The following is a 15721-nucleotide window of genomic DNA, read 5'->3' on the forward strand; positions in this document are numbered from 1 at the left end:
GCCAATCGCTTAACGATGTTTTTTGTGTCATTCCAGCGAGCCTGGCGAGACTGGGAATCTAATAGCAGCACGCTGAGCGGTTAATGAAACAATTTGACCATAAATCGCTCGGATAGAAGATCCTGTATCACGCTCCTTCGTCGCTGTACAGGATGACGAGATATAGAAATATGCCACTTGCTGTTAAACGAGCGGCATTATTCTCTCAGGTAACCATTTTTCAAGGTAAAAAGATGATTGAAGCCGATCGTTTAATCGCGCCAGAAAACCCTGCCTTTCGTGATGAAGATGTCATTGATCGTGCTATTCGGCCAAAAAAATTAGCGGATTACCAAGGTCAGGACCATGTTCGTGACCAAATGGAGATCTTCATTAAAGCTGCTCAGTTACGTAGCGAAGCACTTGATCACCTTTTGATTTTTGGTCCCCCAGGTTTGGGTAAAACCACACTTGCGAATATCGTTGCCAATGAAATGGAAGTGAACATTCGCACTACTTCAGGCCCTGTACTTGAGAAAGCAGGCGATTTGGCCGCGCTGTTAACCAACCTTGAAGAAAACGATGTGTTGTTCATCGATGAGATTCACCGCTTGAGTCCGATGGTTGAAGAGGTGCTATATCCGGCGATGGAAGATTATCAACTGGATATTATGATCGGTGAAGGTCCGGCCGCTCGTTCTATTAAGATCGATTTACCACCGTTTACGTTAATTGGTGCGACGACCCGAGCGGGCTCTTTAACGTCACCATTGCGCGACCGCTTTGGTATTACTCAGCGCCTTGAGTTTTATAAGATAAAAGACCTCCAAGATATCGTGCAGCGAAGCGCGGATTGTTTAGGTTTATCAATGGAACCTGAAGGTGCATTGGAAGTGGCAAGACGTGCGCGTGGCACGCCACGTATTGCTAACCGTTTGCTACGCCGTGTTCGTGATTATGCGGAAGTAAAAGGCAATGGTCACATTTGCGCCGATGTTGCCGATAAGGCGTTGAATATGCTTGATGTGGACGCCGAAGGCTTCGATTACATGGACCGTAAGCTACTACTCGCGATTATGGAAAAATTTGGTGGTGGTCCGGTCGGGCTCGACAACATGGCAGCGGCGATAGGTGAAGAAAAGGACACTATTGAAGACGTTCTTGAACCTTATCTTATTCAGCAAGGTTATTTACAACGCACTCCGCGTGGAAGAATCGCGACAGATCGTGCGTATTTGCATTTCGGAATTGAAAAATAAGATTCCCTCGCTGGGCCTTTGTTGCCCAGCGCTTCATTAAAGTTGACCAAACTCACATTTTTTGAATTTTTTCTCATACTGGTTTAGTAAGTAAAAAGCATTGATTGTTAACTCGATGTTTGCTTGCAACTGGTTAATTTCTCTCCTGATTACTCTCTCTTAACATCCGTATCCAATACTGGTTGATCTAGATCAATGTGATGGATTTTTGTGCAAATTCCGCGCATAAACATTGATGTATATCAAAGCGCGTTACGGCTATAAACCTTTTGAAACAATCTGTTTTTACAAGTAATATTAGCCCCAGCTATATTAGCTGATGCTTAACAATTAACTAACCAATGAAGCACATTTTTGCAACAATGAGTTGTGATAATTCAACATTTTTCAAGTGTAAATAACACCTGAATATGGATTGCAATATGTAGAGAGTGTCATTCAGCCGACACATAGGAGTTACCATGATTGACGTAGTTGATCTATCGCGGTTGCAGTTTGCACTGACAGCGATGTATCACTTCCTATTCGTACCATTGACCCTTGGTATGGCCTTCCTTCTGGCCATTATGGAATCGATGTACGTAATGACGAACAAGCAAATCTATAAGGACATGACCAAGTTCTGGGGTAAGCTATTCGGTATTAACTTTGCACTTGGTGTGGCGACAGGCCTTACCATGGAGTTCCAGTTTGGTACGAACTGGTCTTACTACTCCCACTATGTAGGTGATATCTTCGGTGCACCGCTAGCGATCGAAGCACTTGTCGCATTCTTCCTGGAGTCAACTTTTGTTGGTCTATTCTTCTTCGGGTGGGATCGTCTATCTAAACGCCAACACTTAGCGGTTACCTGGCTTGTGGCACTAGGCTCTAACTTCTCTGCTCTTTGGATTCTTATCGCAAACGGCTGGATGCAAAACCCAGTAGGCGCAGATTTCAACTTCGAAACCATGCGAATGGAAATGGTGAGCTTCTCTGAGGTTGTACTAAACCCAGTTGCTCAGGTTAAGTTCGTGCATACGGTTGCTTCTGGTTACACTTGTGGCGCAATGTTTATTCTAGGCATCAGTTCATACTACCTATTAAAAGGTCGTGACATTGCGTTTGCTCGTCGTTCGTTTGCTATTGCTGCTTCTTTCGGTATTGCAGCTATCTTATCTACCATCGTTCTTGGTGACGAATCTGGCTACGAGCTTGGTGAAGTTCAAAAAGTGAAACTCGCTGCAATTGAAGCAGAGTGGCACACTGAACCTGCACCTGCCGCATTTACGTTATTTGGTGTTCCTAACCAGGAAACGATGCATACCGATTACGCAATTAAGATCCCTTACGTAATGGGTATTATCGCGACACGCTCTTTTGATGAGCAAGTAACAGGTCTTCGTGATTTACGTGATGAACACGTCGATCGTATTCGTGACGGCATGTACGCTTATGAACTTCTAGAGAAGCTTCGTGCGGGCGACAAGTCAGAAGAAAACATGACTGCGTTTGATGAAGTGAAAGGTGACCTAGGTTACGGTCTACTTCTAAAACGCTACACAGACAATGTTGTTGATGCAACAGAAGAGCAAATCCAAGCTGCTGCGGACGACTCAATCCCAACAGTATGGCCGCTATTCTGGTCATTCCGTATCATGGTTGCTTGTGGCTTCATCATGTTGTTTGTCTTTGGTGCGGCGTTTATCCAAACGTGTCGTCAGAAGATTGAACAGAAACAATGGATTCTAAAAGCTGCACTATTTAGCATTCCACTACCTTGGATTGCAATTGAAGCGGGTTGGTTCGTCGCTGAGTACGGCCGTCAGCCTTGGGCTGTAGGTGAAATTCTACCAGTGCATGTTGCAGCTTCTGCACTAACTGCAGGTGAAATCTGGACTTCACTCTTCGCAATTCTGGCGCTATACACGGTATTCCTGATTGCAGAAGTTTACCTAATGTTGAAATTCGCTCGTAAAGGCCCAAGTAGCCTGAAAACGGGTCGCTACCACTTCGAGCAAAATGCTGACTCTGTTGAAGACAAAGTTAGTCGCCAAGTAGAAGCGTAAGGTAAGGAGATAACAAGATGTTTGATTACGAAATCTTGCGACTCATCTGGTGGGTACTAATCGGTGTTCTACTAGTTGGTTTTGCAGTAACAGACGGCTTCGATATGGGTGTAGGCGCGCTTGTACCTATCATCGGTAAAAACGACACGCAACGCCGTGTCATGATTAACTCAATTGCTCCTCACTGGGATGGTAACCAAGTTTGGCTTATCACTGCTGGTGGTGCACTGTTCGCAGCTTGGCCTTTGGTTTACGCAACGTCATTTTCAGGCTTCTACTTAGCGATGATTTTGACACTAGCAGCGCTATGGCTTCGTCCTCTTGGCCTAGACTACCGCTCTAAAATCGAAGATCCAAAATGGCGCAATAGCTGGGATATCTGTATCTCAATCAGTGGTTTTGTTCCGCCAATCATCTTTGGTGTAGCGTTTGGCAACCTTCTACAAGGTGTACCATTCCAATTGAGTGAGTTCTTGATGCCAACATACCATGGCTCATTCTTTGGTCTACTAAACCCATTTGCACTGTTGTGTGGTCTAGTAAGCTTGTTCATGATTTTGATGCAAGGTTCTACTTGGCTACAAATGAAAACAACAGGCGAAGTGCATGTGCGTGCGCGCAACGTTGCTCAGTTGGCTGGTTTACTGACGGTTGCTGCGTTTGTAGCGGCTGGTTTCTGGATCCAAAATATCGATGGCTACGTCATTGTTGGCGGTATCGACACTAACGCAGCTTCTAACCCTCTAAACAAAGAGGTTATCCGTGAAGCTGGTGCGTGGATGAAGAATTTTGAAAACTACCCATTACTATGGGCTGCTCCTGTACTAGGTGTTGCAATGCCGCTTCTCGCTGTATTGGCATCTCGTCTTGAAAAATGTGCGATTTCGTTCATTACTTCAAGCTTGGGTGTTGCTGGTGTTATCTTTACTGCAGGTTTTGCGATGTTCCCATTCATCATGCCTTCAGACTTAATGCCAAGCCACAGCTTAACAATGTGGGATGCAACGTCATCTGAGCTGACTCTGAACCTAATGACAGGCGTTGCGTTTGTTATGGTGCCAATCATCCTTGGCTACACATCTTGGACTTACTACAAGATGTTTGGTCGCCTTGATGACCAGTACATTGAAGACAACAAAAACTCACTTTACTAAGGAGCATTTACTATGTGGTATTTCGCATGGATTCTAGGTGTACTACTTGCTTGTGCATTCGGTATCATCAACGCTCTTTGGCTAGAGCACTCAGAAATGATGGATAAAGACAGTGAGTAACCTCGCTGATAAGGTAGCGAAACTTCACGCACCAATGGATAAGACTCTGCTACGAGTCTTATCTCTCATCCTTGGCTTTATGCACGTAGGATTGGTGATGTGGGACCCTGAAGCTTACCATCAAGCAATTGGTGGTTTTAACTCAATCATCGCACCAGCACTGATTTGGTCTGTATGTTCAAGCATGGTGTATGGGGTGGGCTTCAAGCCAAGAAACTGGTACTGGCAAGTTTTGTTTAGTCCTTATTTCTCGTTAGCTATCTTAATTTATCTAACGGCACTTTATTTCATTTAGGCTGAAATATGCTGTAATAAAGTCGGTTACTAAATCATCGAATAAAAGCTAGGTATCTCGCCTAGCTTTTATTTTTTCTACAAATTTCAAAAATATTTCCTTAGCTCGGTACCAATTGCTGTCGCTTCAGTTATAGTAATTACTTTAAAGAATTGAATATATTGGTACTCCCTTGCAAGGCACATCAAATCTCTTTCACTGGCCGATCACCGTGTACTATGAAGACACTGATGCGGGCGGTGTTGTATATCATTCTAATTATCTAAAATTCTTTGAGCGCGCACGGACAGAGATGTTACGTGCTAAAGGCATTTCTCAACATGTGTTACTGGAACAAAATATCGGCTTTGTTGTCCGACACATGGATATCGATTTCAACCAAGGGGCTAGGCTGGACGAGCATCTGACAGTCGTAACCCGAGTGTCAGAAATAAAACGTGCTTCTCTGCAATTCTGTCAAGAGTTGGTCAATGATCAAGGCAAGATATTGTGCAAGGCCTCGGTTAAGGTAGCATGTATCGATAATAAGAAAATGAAACCAATAGCTATTCCAACCTTTATAAATTCGGAGCTAACAAATAGTGACTGCTGATATTTCCATTTTAGATCTCTTTCTTCAGGCCAGTCTGTTGGTAAAGCTTGTGATGCTGACGTTGCTTGGCATGTCAATTGTGTCATGGGCAATGATCATCAAGCGCAGCAAAGTGCTTTCTCAAGCATCAAAAAATGCAGAGCAGTTTGAAGACAAATTTTGGTCGGGTACTGATCTTTCTCAGCTTTACCAAAAAGTAAAAGCGCGTAAAGACGAAATTGAAGGCACAGAAGAAATCTTCTACGCAGGTTTTACAGAGTTTGCTCGCCTACGTAAGAGCAACGCAAATTCACCAGCTTACATCATGGAAGGCACTGGCCGCGCAATGCGCGTTGCTGTTTCTCGTGAAGTAGATGAGCTAGAAACAAGCTTACCGTTTTTGGCAACAGTCGGCTCTATAAGCCCTTATATCGGCCTATTTGGTACCGTTTGGGGCATCATGCACGCCTTTATTGCGCTGGGTGAAGTAAAGCAAGCTACGCTGTCTATGGTTGCACCGGGTATCGCCGAGGCACTTATCGCGACAGCGATGGGTCTATTTGCGGCTATTCCGGCAGTAATGGCGTACAACCGCCTAAGCAATAAAGTGAGTAAACTAGAGCACACTTACGCAACATTTTCTGAAGAATTCCACAGCATCCTTCATCGTCAAGCGATGGCTGGCCGAGACAGCGCGGATAAGGAATAAAGCATGGCGGGTTATCAACCTAAAAAGCGAAAAATGACAGCGGAGATCAACGTTGTTCCGTATATCGACGTAATGCTCGTACTGTTGATCATTTTTATGGCGACCGCTCCATTTGTGACTCAAGGTGTCGACGTTGATCTTCCGAAAACATCGACCGCAGAATCTATGCAAGACCTTGCTGGCGAGACTGACAGTAGCTTTATTATCATCGAAATTGATAGCGAGGGTAATTTAGGCCTAAGCGTAAATGATGAAGAAGTTCAGCGAGGTTTGTCGTTGCAAGATGTTATTGTGCGAGTGAAAGCGGAGCGAGAGGTTAAGCCAGATTCACCAGTTGCGGTAGGTGGCGACGCGGCAACACCATATGCCGATGTTGTTCTATTGCTGGATGAACTAAGTCGAGCTGGTATCCCTAAGGTAGGTCTAATGACCGATATCAGGGAATAGACATCAATTATCTATGAAAGATCACAAGAAGAAACCCAACCAATACACCAAACCGATAGCAATATCGGTTGGTTTGCATGCAATTCTAGTTGCAGCCCTGCTTTGGGGGACGGACTTCAATATGTCTAAACCAGAGCCTACAGGGCAAATGGTTCAAGCTGTTGTCATCGATCCAAAACTTGTGCAGCAACAAGCGAAAGAAATTCGCCAGCAACGCGAAAAGGCAGCGAAAAAAGAACAAGAGCGTCTTGATAAACTGAGACGCGAAGCAGAGCAGCTAAAAAAAAACCGCAAAGCTGAAGAAGAGCAAATTCGCAAGTTGAAAGAGCAGCAAGCGAAAGATGCTCAAGCAACACGAGAAGCAGAAGCTGCGCGTAAGAAAAAAGAGCAAGAGCGCAAGCAGGAAGAAGAACGTGTTCGCAAAGAAAAAGAGCGAGCTGCTAAGCTAGAAAAAGAGCGCAAGGAAAAAGAAGAAGCCGTGCGTAAAGCTGAGCAGGAGCGTTTAGCAAAAGAAGCGGCTATAGCAAAAGCTGAGCAAGAACGTTTAGCTCGTGAAAAAGCAGCAAAAGAAGCGGAAGAAAAAGCACGTCGTGAGCGTGAAGCTGCTGAAAAAGCTGAACAAGAGCGCATTGCAAAAGAGAAAGCGGCAAAAGAGGCAGCGGAGCGAGAGCGTAAAGCGAGAGAAGCAGCTGAGCGTGCCGAGCGTGAGCGTAAAGCTCAAGAAGCCGCGTTAGATGATATTTTTGCGGGTCTCGAGGATGAGGTCAGTAAAAACAGTGCTGCGCGCAATCAATTTATTGACGACGAACTTTCTCGTATGTCATCCATCTATACTCAAAATATTCAGCAAAAGCTGATTAAGGATGACTACTTGCTGGGAAAGGAGTGTAGGGTAAACATCAAATTGATTCCGACAGGAACTGATATGATGGTCTCTGGTGTTACCGTTTTGAGTGGCGATACTCGAGTATGTGCTGCGGCGAAGCGAGCAATAGCTCAGGTAGGGACGTTCCCTAAATCTTCAGAATCAGCGGTCAATGAAAGACTAAAAGACATCAACATAACTGTTGCTTTGGACTAAAAGGAATAAGACGTGATTAGACGCCTTTTACTAGGAATGTTTGTACTGTTTAGCAGTATGACAAATGTGGCGAATGCCGCATTAGAGTTGGTCATTACCGATGGTATTGATTCAGCACGACCAATTGCTGTTGTTCCGTTTAAGTGGGAGGGCACACAAGCGCTTCCAACGGATGTTTCTGCTGTTATCGCCTCGGATTTACAACGTAGTGGTAAATTCAGCCCAGTTCCAACGAGCAAAATGCCACAAACACCGTTCAGTGAATCAGAAGTTAATTTTGATGCTTGGACCAATTTAGGTGTGGATGCGCTATTGACTGGTTCAATCAAGCAAAACGACCAAGGTGACTACGTTATCAACTATCAACTTGTTGATATTGTGCGTGGTCAGTTAACAGGTGGGAAGAGTAAGGCGCTTGGTAGTGACGGTGAATTAGTCCTGTCAAAAGATCATGTGCTGTTCAATAAAGTAGCCACTGTTCAAGGGCCTCGTATGCGTGAGTACGCTCACCGTATCTCTGATTTGGTGTATGAGCAGTTAACTGGCGACCGTGGCGCTTTCATGACTCGTATCGCATATGTGGTAGTGAACGATAAAGACCGTTTCCCTTACCAACTTCGAGTCGCTGATTACGATGGCTACAATGAGCGTCTGGTTTTACGCTCTAAACAACCATTAATGTCACCAGCGTGGTCCCCCGATGGTAAAAAGCTTGCATATGTTAGCTTCCAAAATGGCCAAGCAGAAATCTTCATCATGAACATCTACACCGGTGAACGTGAGAAAATTACTTCATACCCACGTCACAATGGTGCGCCAAGATTTTCGCCAGATGGCAATAAGTTAGCGATTGTTCTTTCTAAAACAGGCTCGCTTCATGTTTATACGTTTGACCTTAACACTCGTAAACTGACGCAAATTACGCGTGGCAGATCAAATAATACGGAACCGTTCTGGCATCCGGATGGAAAATCGTTGATTTTCACATCGGATAGGGGTGGTAAACCACAGATTTATCAAGTAAATTTGGGCAGCGGTTCTATTGACCGTTTGACTTGGCAAGGCAGCCAAAATTTGGGTGGTCAGATTACTCCTGATGGGCGATTCCTAGTTATGGTGAACCGCAGCAACGCAGGATTTAATTTGGCGAAACAAGATTTGGAAACTGGTGCTCTTCAAGTCTTAACTAAGACCTTGCTTGATGAGTCTCCTAGTATTGCCCCAAACGGTGGCATGGTTGTGTATAGCTCGATTTACAACAAGAAAAACGTACTATCGATGGTGTCAATTGATGGTCGATTCAAAGCTAGATTACCGGCAACAAATGGGCGTGTTCGAGCGCCTGCATGGTCACCGTTTTTGTAGTAATAAGTTTGATTAATAAAGGAAAATAAGATGCAACTGAACAAGGTTCTAAAAGGGCTACTAATCGCGCTTCCTGTAATGGCTGTTACAGCGTGTAGTTCAAGCGACGACGCTGCTTCTAACACTGGTGCAGCAACAAACAACAATGGCGCAGTGGAAACAACAGTAGCTACGCCAATTGATCAAAGCGGTCAGTTGACAGAGCAAGAGCTAAAAGAGCAAGCGCTACGTGAAACTCAAACAATCTACTTTGCTTTTGACAACTCAACAATTGCAGCAGATTACGAAGAGATGCTAGCGGCTCACGCTTCTTACCTAAGCAAGAACCCAGCACTTAACGTAACTATCGAAGGTCACGCTGATGAGCGCGGTACACCTGAGTACAACATTGCTCTAGGTGAGCGTCGTGCACAAGCAGTAGCGAACTACCTACAAGCACTAGGTGTTCAAGCTGACCAAATCTCAATCGTTAGCTACGGTGAAGAGAAGCCACTTCTTCTAGGTCAATCAGATGAAGTTTACGCTAAGAACCGTCGCGCGGTTCTAGTATACTAATTCGAGGTAATCCTCATGTTCAGTAACACTAAGCGCGCTGTTGCGCTTACGTTACTGGCAAGTGCAGCGAACTTTGCGTTCGCTGCACCAGCTCCAGTATCTGATCTCAACAGCACATCATCCGTCTCTAAGAGCCGTTCATCTGAAACGGAAGTAGAGCGTCTAGAACGTTTGCTCCAAAACCGCAATCGCGTTCAGCTCCAAATGCAACAGCAAATTGACCAAATGTCGCAAGAGATCAGTGAATTGCGTGGTCAATTAGAGCGAAATAGCTACGAAATGAAACAAATGTTGCAACGTCAACGTGAGTTGTTTGTCGAGCTGGATCGTGTTCGTGGAGAGATAAAATCCACACCTGCACAAGAAGCACAACCTGTGAAAACAGGTGGCCAGTACACTCCAAATGTTGATGAGCAAACGGCATATCAGAATGCAGTTGACCTGATTCTCAAAAAGCGTGATTACACTGGTGCAATTGCAGCGTTCCAGCAGTTCCAGAAAGATTATCCTGATTCTACATATTCAGCGAATTCTCACTACTGGTTAGGTCAGTTGTACTTCGCTAAAAAGCAGGATGAGGATGCAGTGAAAAGTTTTGCCGCTGTGGTGTCTTATAAAGACTCCAATAAGCGAGCCGATGCGTTGCTTAAGTTAGGCGAAATCGCTGAGCGTAATAACAATGCAGCTCAAGCGAAAAAGTACTACCAACAAGTGGTTGATGAATACCCAGGTAGTGCATCTGCAAAACTTGCCAGCTCTAAGCTGTAAGACGTTATGTTTTAAAAAGGAAGCTTCGGCTTCCTTTTTCTTTTCCATTTTCTGTTGGTGCAGAGCGGCTAAGTCGATAGCAATGATGCAGAGCCTCTGACCTTATGTTGCACCGAATTTCGCTACTCGGAAATGCTACCTGTAACAAAGATATACGGCTAGACCGCTAGAAATCCCCGCGACAAGTTGGTTTTTGAAAATTAACGAGGTTACAATACTCGGATTAAAGGAAGTTGCGTAGAGCAAGAGCAATGAGCCATATATTAGATAAAATCGACACTGTTTACCCATTCCCACCGAAACCAGTTCCATTAAGCGAAGAAGAAAAAGCATCTTACATTGAGCGTATTAAAAAGTTACTCAAAGAAAAAGATGCGGTACTTATCGCGCACTACTATACCGACCCTGAGATTCAAGCCCTAGCTGAAGACACTGGCGGGTTTGTTGGTGACTCGTTGGAAATGGCGAAGTTTGGTAATCGTCACCCTGCAAGTACATTGATTATTGGTGGTGTTCGCTTTATGGGCGAGTCGGCCAAAATTCTGACACCAGAAAAGCGCATTCTAATGCCAACGTTGGAAGCGGAATGTTCGCTCGACCTTGGCTGTCCTGCGGATAAGTTCAGCGAGTTTTGTGATGCTCACCCTGATCATACGGTTGTAGTTTACGCAAACACCTCAGCAGCGGTTAAAGCCCGTGCCGACTGGGTCGTTACATCGAGTATTGCGCTTGAAATCGTGGAACACTTAGACGCTGAAGATAAGCCAATTATTTGGGGACCAGACCGTCACCTAGGATCGTACATCGCTAACAAAACTGGCGCAGATATGCTGCTTTGGCAGGGTGAGTGTGTGGTTCATGATGAGTTCTCTGCTGATGCGTTACGAAAAATGAAGAGCGTGTATCCAGATGCGGCTATTTTGGTTCACCCTGAGTCACCAGCAAGCGTCGTAGAACTTGCCGATGCCGTTGGATCAACGAGTCAGCTGATCAAAGCAGCGAAAGAGCTTCCTCACAAACAAATGATCGTTGCGACAGACAAAGGTATTTTCTTTAAAATGCAGCAACTAGTGCCAGAAAAAGAACTTATCGAAGCACCAACCGCAGGTGCAGGCGCAACATGCCGCAGCTGTGCACACTGTCCTTGGATGGCAATGAACGGTTTGAAAGCAATTGAGAAAGCGCTTAGTGAAGGTGGTAAAGAGCACGAGATTTTTGTTGACGAAGAACTGCGTGTTAAATCCCTTATACCACTTAACCGCATGCTAGATTTTGCTGAGCAGCTAAATATGCAAGTGAAAGGTAATGCTTAAAAAGTAGGCGTAACTGAAAGTAAATCTCAAAAACCAGTCGAATATGGCTGGTTTTTTTGTGTCTTACTATCAATGAGTTACTATTGATGCAATCAATGAATATCGAGGTCATAAATTTATGGCGGTGTGGTTAGTAGTTAAAAAGTGGCTTAGTTCACACCTTTTTAAATTGAGCAACCGAAGCCTTCTCATCTTTAGTGGCTTATATGTGAGCCTTTCATGGTGGCTGCTGGTTCTCGCTGGTGAAACAGCATTAACAGACAGTTTCGCTAACTTTATCTATTACCTCATGGTTACGGCGAGTACGGTGGGTTATGGCGACCATTCTCCAGTAACAGATTTGGGTAAATGGGTTGTCGTACTATTTGTAATCCCCGGCGGTTTGAGCTTATTCGCCGCATTATTGGGGCGTGTCGCTGGAGCTGCGATGGACTATTGGCGAGCGGGTATTTTAGGAAAACGGAGAGTAAGAGTGGAAAACCATATTGTATTGTTGGGCTGGAATGGATCGAGGACGATGCACCTTATTCGCATGTTACAACATGAAGAAGAGGGAAAGCGTCCGATTGTTTTATGCAGCCGTTCAGAAATAGAGAACCCGTTACCTGGCGAAATCAGTTTTATCAAAGTGACCAGTTATACCGATTCGCAAGAAATGAAAAACGCCAATATTGCCGAAGCCGCTTGCATTATTGTGGATAATCTCTCGGACGACATTACCTTGTCAGCCGCTCTATACTGCGCATCTGTAAACCCTTCCGCTCATTTGGTCGCTTACTTTAAAGATGAAGCGCTAGGCCGACTTCTAAGTCAGCATTGCCCGAAAGCGGAATGCATACCTGCTGTTGGCGCAGAAATGTTGGCAAAAGCGGCGGTTGACCCGGGCTCAAGTGCGCTTCATCAGGAGCTTTTGGCTTCAACACGAGGTATGACGCAATACTCAGTTATTTATCCCGAGGGTCAGTCTGCCACCACTATTGAGAATCTCTTCGTTTTTCTCAAAAGACGCCATCATGCCACGCTGATTGCTTTTGATATTGGCGATGGTATTCAACTCAACCCAGATTTAGATGCTGAAGTACCCGCGAGTACCAAGCTGTTTTACATTGCAGATGAACGTATTGAAGATTTTGCCTGGAAAGAAATGAACAAGGAACAATAATGCACATGATTGCCGGCCTGTTAGCAGGCTTCCCAAACTTTTTACTCTATTTCTCTGTTTCTATTATTTTTGTATTGGCGTTTAAGTTCATCTACGTCAAGTTGACGCCATACGATGAGTGGCATCTGATCAAAGAAAAACAAAATACAGCAGCAGCGATTGCGCTAAGTGGGGCCTTCCTTGGTTATTGTCTCGCGATTTCGGGGGCGGCAAAAAACTCGGTCAATATCGTCGATTTTATGGTGTGGGGCGTTGTTGCAATGCTTGCTCAAATTATCGCATTTGCAATTGTACGCTTTATTTTACTTCCGAAAGTGGCAGAGCGTATCGAAAAAGATGAACTGCCAGCCGGTATTGTATTAGCCGCAGTTTCTGTTTCGGTCGGCGTATTGAATGCCGCTTGCATGACTTACTAGGAGGAACGATGAAGCGGAGTTCTAACGTTAAACGTTCTTCCATGGACAAAAGCTTAAAGCTTGGGAAAATTCTTCCCTTTGCTGCCTTTGGTGGTATTTTCTTCTTTGCTACGTACGAGTCAAAAACAGAAGGGTACATTTTTTCTGATGCTGATGAGTGTAAATCTAACTCGCCTGAGTTTAGTGAACAGTGTGACATTGCATACCAAGAAGCTTTAGCTCGTGCCGAACAAAATGCCCCTCGCTACCGCAGCGAGTTCGAATGCGAGAATGATTTCTACGAGGATGATTGTTACTACAGTTCCAGTTCCCGAGCTTATGTACCTAACTTTGGCGGTTTTTTTTACAGTCGCTCATTAAGCGGGTTGAAAGGTTATAACAAGAGCTATTACTCAGAGCCGATGTACCGTTATAAATCCAAATTCTATAATGGAGCAGGACAATTCTTTGGCTCCTACCGAAATCAGCCGACCAAAGTTGCGACGAATAGCCTTAATAAACGTGGTGGCGGCACCATTGGCAGGGTGATGTCTCGAGGCGGGTTTGGTAAAGCGGTGTCGGTCAGTCGAGGCGGTTAAAAAGCACTATGTTTCGACGAGAAATACAAGAGCGCGAAAACTGGCGTGAATTAGCACGCCAGTTTGGTTTTGGTTTCCATACCATGTATGACCAACCGTATTGGGATGAGAGTGCTTACTATCAATTCACGCTGGAGCAAATTGAGCGCGATATAGAAGCGCCCACTGAAGAGCTGCATCAGATGTGCCTGGCTATTGTGGATGAAGTCGTTCGGAGTGAGCGGTTGCTGACGCAATGTGCGATCCCTGAATCTATGTGGGAGCAGGTCGCTTCTTCATGGAGACGAAGCGAACCTTCGCTTTATTCGCGGCTGGATTTCGCGTACAACGGGACCTCGCCAGCAAAATTACTGGAAAACAATGCGGATACGCCAACCAGCTTGTTTGAAACTGGCTTTTGGCAGTGGGTGTGGCTAGAAGATGTTGTAAATAAAGGTCGAGTTCACCGTAGCGCGGATCAATTCAATATTCTTCAAGACTTTTTGATCGAGCGCTTTGCCGAAATAGCAAAATACCAACCAGGACAAACACTTCACTTTAGCTGCTGCAAGTACACTGAAGAAGATAAAGGGACTGTCCAGTATTTAGAGGATTGCGCGCGAGAGGCAGGATTAGCAACGGCATTCGTGCATGTCGAAGATATTGGAGTGACGGAAGATGGTCTGTTTGTGGATGCTGACGACAGAGCGATTCGTTGGATGTTTAAGCTTTACCCTTGGGAGTTTATGTTTGAAGAGGAATATGCGAAGTACTTAGCGACTGCAAACGTAAACTGGTTAGAACCGATGTGGAAGTCGATACTATCCAATAAAGCACTTTTACCGTTATTGTGGGAGCGCTTTCCTAATCACCCGAACCTTTTGCCCGCTTATTTTGCTAACGATTCAAAAGCGAACACTATGAGAGATTATGTCATCAAGCCACTATTTTCTCGAGAGGGCGCGAACATCGAGATCGTCATCGATGGAAAACGTTTTGTTAAAACGTCAGGGCCTTATGAATCTAAATTCAATATCGTCCAGCAATACCATCCACTACCTAAGTTTGGGCAAAACCATACGTTAATTGGCAGTTGGTTGGTCAATGATAGAGCTGCCGGTATTTCGATTAGGGAAGACAGTAGCTTAGTGACTCAAGATATGGCGCGGTATATTCCACATGTAATTTTAACATGATCAAAAAAGCTCTCCATTTGGAGAGCTTTTTGTCTATTCAGCCGTTCAATCTTGATGGTCGACAGCGTTGCGCCTATTGTTCTTCAGCTAATGCAACACCGCGCTGGGTAAGACCACATAACATCACTGGCATTGCATTGAAGATCTCTTCAAACTGCTCTAAGCCTTCCATACCTTGTTCGGCCAATGTTTCAATGGTTGTTTCTGGGTCGTAAAGCATAGTAAGAGAAAGTAAAACACCACCGAGTAGGGCATTATCTTCGCTATCCTCAGGCATCAACGTTTCCCAGTCATCACGCGCAAGTTGCCAGCCTTGTAATACACCTTCACAGAAATCGCGAGCCTGACTTGTTACAATGTCTTGCTCATCTAGCGCGCACCCTGCAGGCCACTGCCAAGTGCCTTCTAGGAGAGCGGGACGAGTTTGGTTCCACATTTGTACAATCTCGTCAATGTACTGCTCTAGTTGTTCACCGTCAGTAAATGGCGCTGTTTCTTCTCCACCCCATAAGAATGGCAACCACTCTTGAGGCATTAATACGTTTGGCGCTGCAGCCATCGCTGTTACAAAGCCTTGAGTTTTTGCTAGGTTTAGTAGTTTACCGTCAAGTTCTGGGAGAGAAAGGATGTCTTGTAGTTTCAAAATAGAATACCATTTGTTAATGGGCTGGTTGATTGCGCTCATCTTACCAATCAATTAGTGATAAATCGATATTAGGGAATGAT

The 15721-nt window shown here is 44.8% G+C and carries 18 protein-coding genes; 17 read left to right on the top strand and 1 reads right to left on the bottom strand.

Going from position 1 to position 15721, the window contains the following annotated elements:
• The first annotated feature begins 233 nt into the window (after positions 1-233).
• The 17 genes from ruvB to H9L11_RS12300 all read left to right on the top strand — a co-directional run bounded on the left by ruvB (position 234) and on the right by H9L11_RS12300 (position 14995).
• Positions 234-1238: a Holliday junction branch migration DNA helicase RuvB gene (gene ruvB, locus H9L11_RS12220; RefSeq protein WP_005378312.1), complete on the top strand. Its 1005-nt coding sequence runs from the start codon at positions 234-236 to the stop codon at positions 1236-1238.
• Positions 1239-1699: 461 nt separating this feature from the next.
• Positions 1700-3286: a cytochrome ubiquinol oxidase subunit I gene (gene cydA / locus H9L11_RS12225; protein WP_005378311.1), complete on the top strand. Its 1587-nt coding sequence runs from the start codon at positions 1700-1702 to the stop codon at positions 3284-3286.
• Between the two features lie 17 nt (positions 3287-3303).
• Positions 3304-4440 (top strand): cytochrome d ubiquinol oxidase subunit II, encoded by a 1137-nt coding sequence (gene cydB, locus H9L11_RS12230; protein WP_005387923.1) that lies wholly within the window; start codon positions 3304-3306, stop codon positions 4438-4440.
• Between the two features lie 12 nt (positions 4441-4452).
• A complete protein-coding gene (gene cydX, locus H9L11_RS12235) occupies positions 4453-4560 on the top strand; it encodes a cytochrome bd-I oxidase subunit CydX (RefSeq protein WP_000270284.1) in 108 nt (35 codons plus the stop codon).
• Positions 4553-4855, top strand: coding sequence for a cyd operon protein YbgE (gene ybgE, locus H9L11_RS12240; protein ID WP_005378304.1), 303 nt, complete (start codon positions 4553-4555; stop codon positions 4853-4855). Before cydX ends, ybgE begins: the two co-directional genes overlap by 8 nt.
• Positions 4856-5027: 172 nt before the next feature.
• Positions 5028-5447: a tol-pal system-associated acyl-CoA thioesterase gene (gene ybgC / locus H9L11_RS12245; RefSeq protein ID WP_017820044.1), complete on the top strand. Its 420-nt coding sequence runs from the start codon at positions 5028-5030 to the stop codon at positions 5445-5447.
• Entirely contained in the window at positions 5437-6135 is a 699-nt protein-coding gene (gene tolQ / locus H9L11_RS12250) for a protein TolQ (RefSeq protein WP_005378301.1), read from the top strand. The genes ybgC and tolQ overlap by 11 nt, the downstream gene beginning before the upstream one ends.
• 3 nt (positions 6136-6138) lie before the next feature.
• The gene (locus tag H9L11_RS12255) at positions 6139-6582 is read left to right on the top strand and encodes an ExbD/TolR family protein (protein ID WP_005378298.1); all 444 of its coding nucleotides are present in this window, start codon (positions 6139-6141) and stop codon (positions 6580-6582) included.
• A 13-nt stretch (positions 6583-6595) separates the two neighbouring features.
• The gene (tolA, locus tag H9L11_RS12260; protein ID WP_205390784.1) at positions 6596-7663 is read left to right on the top strand and encodes a cell envelope integrity protein TolA; all 1068 of its coding nucleotides are present in this window, start codon (positions 6596-6598) and stop codon (positions 7661-7663) included.
• 12 nt (positions 7664-7675) lie between these two features.
• Positions 7676-9028 carry a Tol-Pal system beta propeller repeat protein TolB gene (tolB, locus tag H9L11_RS12265; protein WP_005387925.1) on the top strand — a complete coding sequence of 451 codons (1353 nt, stop codon included), beginning with the start codon at positions 7676-7678 and terminating at the stop codon, positions 9026-9028.
• Between the two features lie 30 nt (positions 9029-9058).
• Complete coding sequence (pal, locus tag H9L11_RS12270; protein ID WP_005378293.1) at positions 9059-9583, top strand: peptidoglycan-associated lipoprotein Pal; 525 nt, start codon at positions 9059-9061, stop codon at positions 9581-9583.
• A 15-nt stretch (positions 9584-9598) separates the two neighbouring features.
• Positions 9599-10351, top strand: a complete 753-nt coding sequence (gene ybgF / locus H9L11_RS12275; protein ID WP_005378285.1) for a tol-pal system protein YbgF — start codon at positions 9599-9601, stop codon at positions 10349-10351.
• 251 nt (positions 10352-10602) lie between these two features.
• Positions 10603-11664, top strand: coding sequence for a quinolinate synthase NadA (gene nadA, locus H9L11_RS12280; RefSeq protein ID WP_017635054.1), 1062 nt, complete (start codon positions 10603-10605; stop codon positions 11662-11664).
• Positions 11665-11782: 118 nt separating this feature from the next.
• Complete coding sequence (locus tag H9L11_RS12285; protein ID WP_017635053.1) at positions 11783-12826, top strand: potassium channel family protein; 1044 nt, start codon at positions 11783-11785, stop codon at positions 12824-12826.
• A complete protein-coding gene (locus H9L11_RS12290) occupies positions 12826-13242 on the top strand; it encodes a DUF350 domain-containing protein (protein WP_005378281.1) in 417 nt (138 codons plus the stop codon). The genes H9L11_RS12285 and H9L11_RS12290 overlap by 1 nt, the downstream gene beginning before the upstream one ends.
• Positions 13243-13250: 8 nt before the next feature.
• Positions 13251-13820, top strand: a complete 570-nt coding sequence (locus tag H9L11_RS12295) for a DUF1190 domain-containing protein (RefSeq protein WP_017635052.1) — start codon at positions 13251-13253, stop codon at positions 13818-13820.
• An 8-nt stretch (positions 13821-13828) separates the two neighbouring features.
• Positions 13829-14995 carry a glutathionylspermidine synthase family protein gene (locus H9L11_RS12300; protein ID WP_053303229.1) on the top strand — a complete coding sequence of 389 codons (1167 nt, stop codon included), beginning with the start codon at positions 13829-13831 and terminating at the stop codon, positions 14993-14995.
• 73 nt (positions 14996-15068) lie between these two features.
• On the opposite strand, the gene H9L11_RS12305 is transcribed toward H9L11_RS12300, so the two are convergent.
• The gene (locus tag H9L11_RS12305) at positions 15069-15680 is read right to left on the bottom strand and encodes a YecA family protein (protein ID WP_005378278.1); all 612 of its coding nucleotides are present in this window, start codon (positions 15678-15680) and stop codon (positions 15069-15071) included.
• Positions 15681-15721 lie beyond the last annotated feature (41 nt).

The organism is Vibrio sp. sp1, from assembly GCF_016920955.1.
In the GTDB taxonomy this organism is placed as follows: Bacteria; Pseudomonadota; Gammaproteobacteria; order Enterobacterales; family Vibrionaceae; genus Vibrio; species Vibrio alginolyticus.

Coding starts and splice junctions, on each gene's coding strand:
- ruvB (WP_005378312.1), top strand. CDS start 234: ATGATTGAAGCCGATCGTTTAATCGCGCCAGAAAACCCTGCCTTTCGT.
- cydA (WP_005378311.1), top strand. CDS start 1,700: ATGATTGACGTAGTTGATCTATCGCGGTTGCAGTTTGCACTGACAGCG.
- cydB (WP_005387923.1), top strand. CDS start 3,304: ATGTTTGATTACGAAATCTTGCGACTCATCTGGTGGGTACTAATCGGT.
- cydX (WP_000270284.1), top strand. CDS start 4,453: ATGTGGTATTTCGCATGGATTCTAGGTGTACTACTTGCTTGTGCATTC.
- H9L11_RS12255 (WP_005378298.1), top strand. CDS start 6,139: ATGGCGGGTTATCAACCTAAAAAGCGAAAAATGACAGCGGAGATCAAC.
- tolA (WP_205390784.1), top strand. CDS start 6,596: ATGAAAGATCACAAGAAGAAACCCAACCAATACACCAAACCGATAGCA.
- pal (WP_005378293.1), top strand. CDS start 9,059: ATGCAACTGAACAAGGTTCTAAAAGGGCTACTAATCGCGCTTCCTGTA.
- ybgF (WP_005378285.1), top strand. CDS start 9,599: ATGTTCAGTAACACTAAGCGCGCTGTTGCGCTTACGTTACTGGCAAGT.
- nadA (WP_017635054.1), top strand. CDS start 10,603: ATGAGCCATATATTAGATAAAATCGACACTGTTTACCCATTCCCACCG.
- H9L11_RS12285 (WP_017635053.1), top strand. CDS start 11,783: ATGGCGGTGTGGTTAGTAGTTAAAAAGTGGCTTAGTTCACACCTTTTT.
- H9L11_RS12290 (WP_005378281.1), top strand. CDS start 12,826: ATGCACATGATTGCCGGCCTGTTAGCAGGCTTCCCAAACTTTTTACTC.
- H9L11_RS12295 (WP_017635052.1), top strand. CDS start 13,251: ATGAAGCGGAGTTCTAACGTTAAACGTTCTTCCATGGACAAAAGCTTA.
- H9L11_RS12300 (WP_053303229.1), top strand. CDS start 13,829: ATGTTTCGACGAGAAATACAAGAGCGCGAAAACTGGCGTGAATTAGCA.
- H9L11_RS12305 (WP_005378278.1), bottom strand. CDS start 15,680: ATGAGCGCAATCAACCAGCCCATTAACAAATGGTATTCTATTTTGAAA.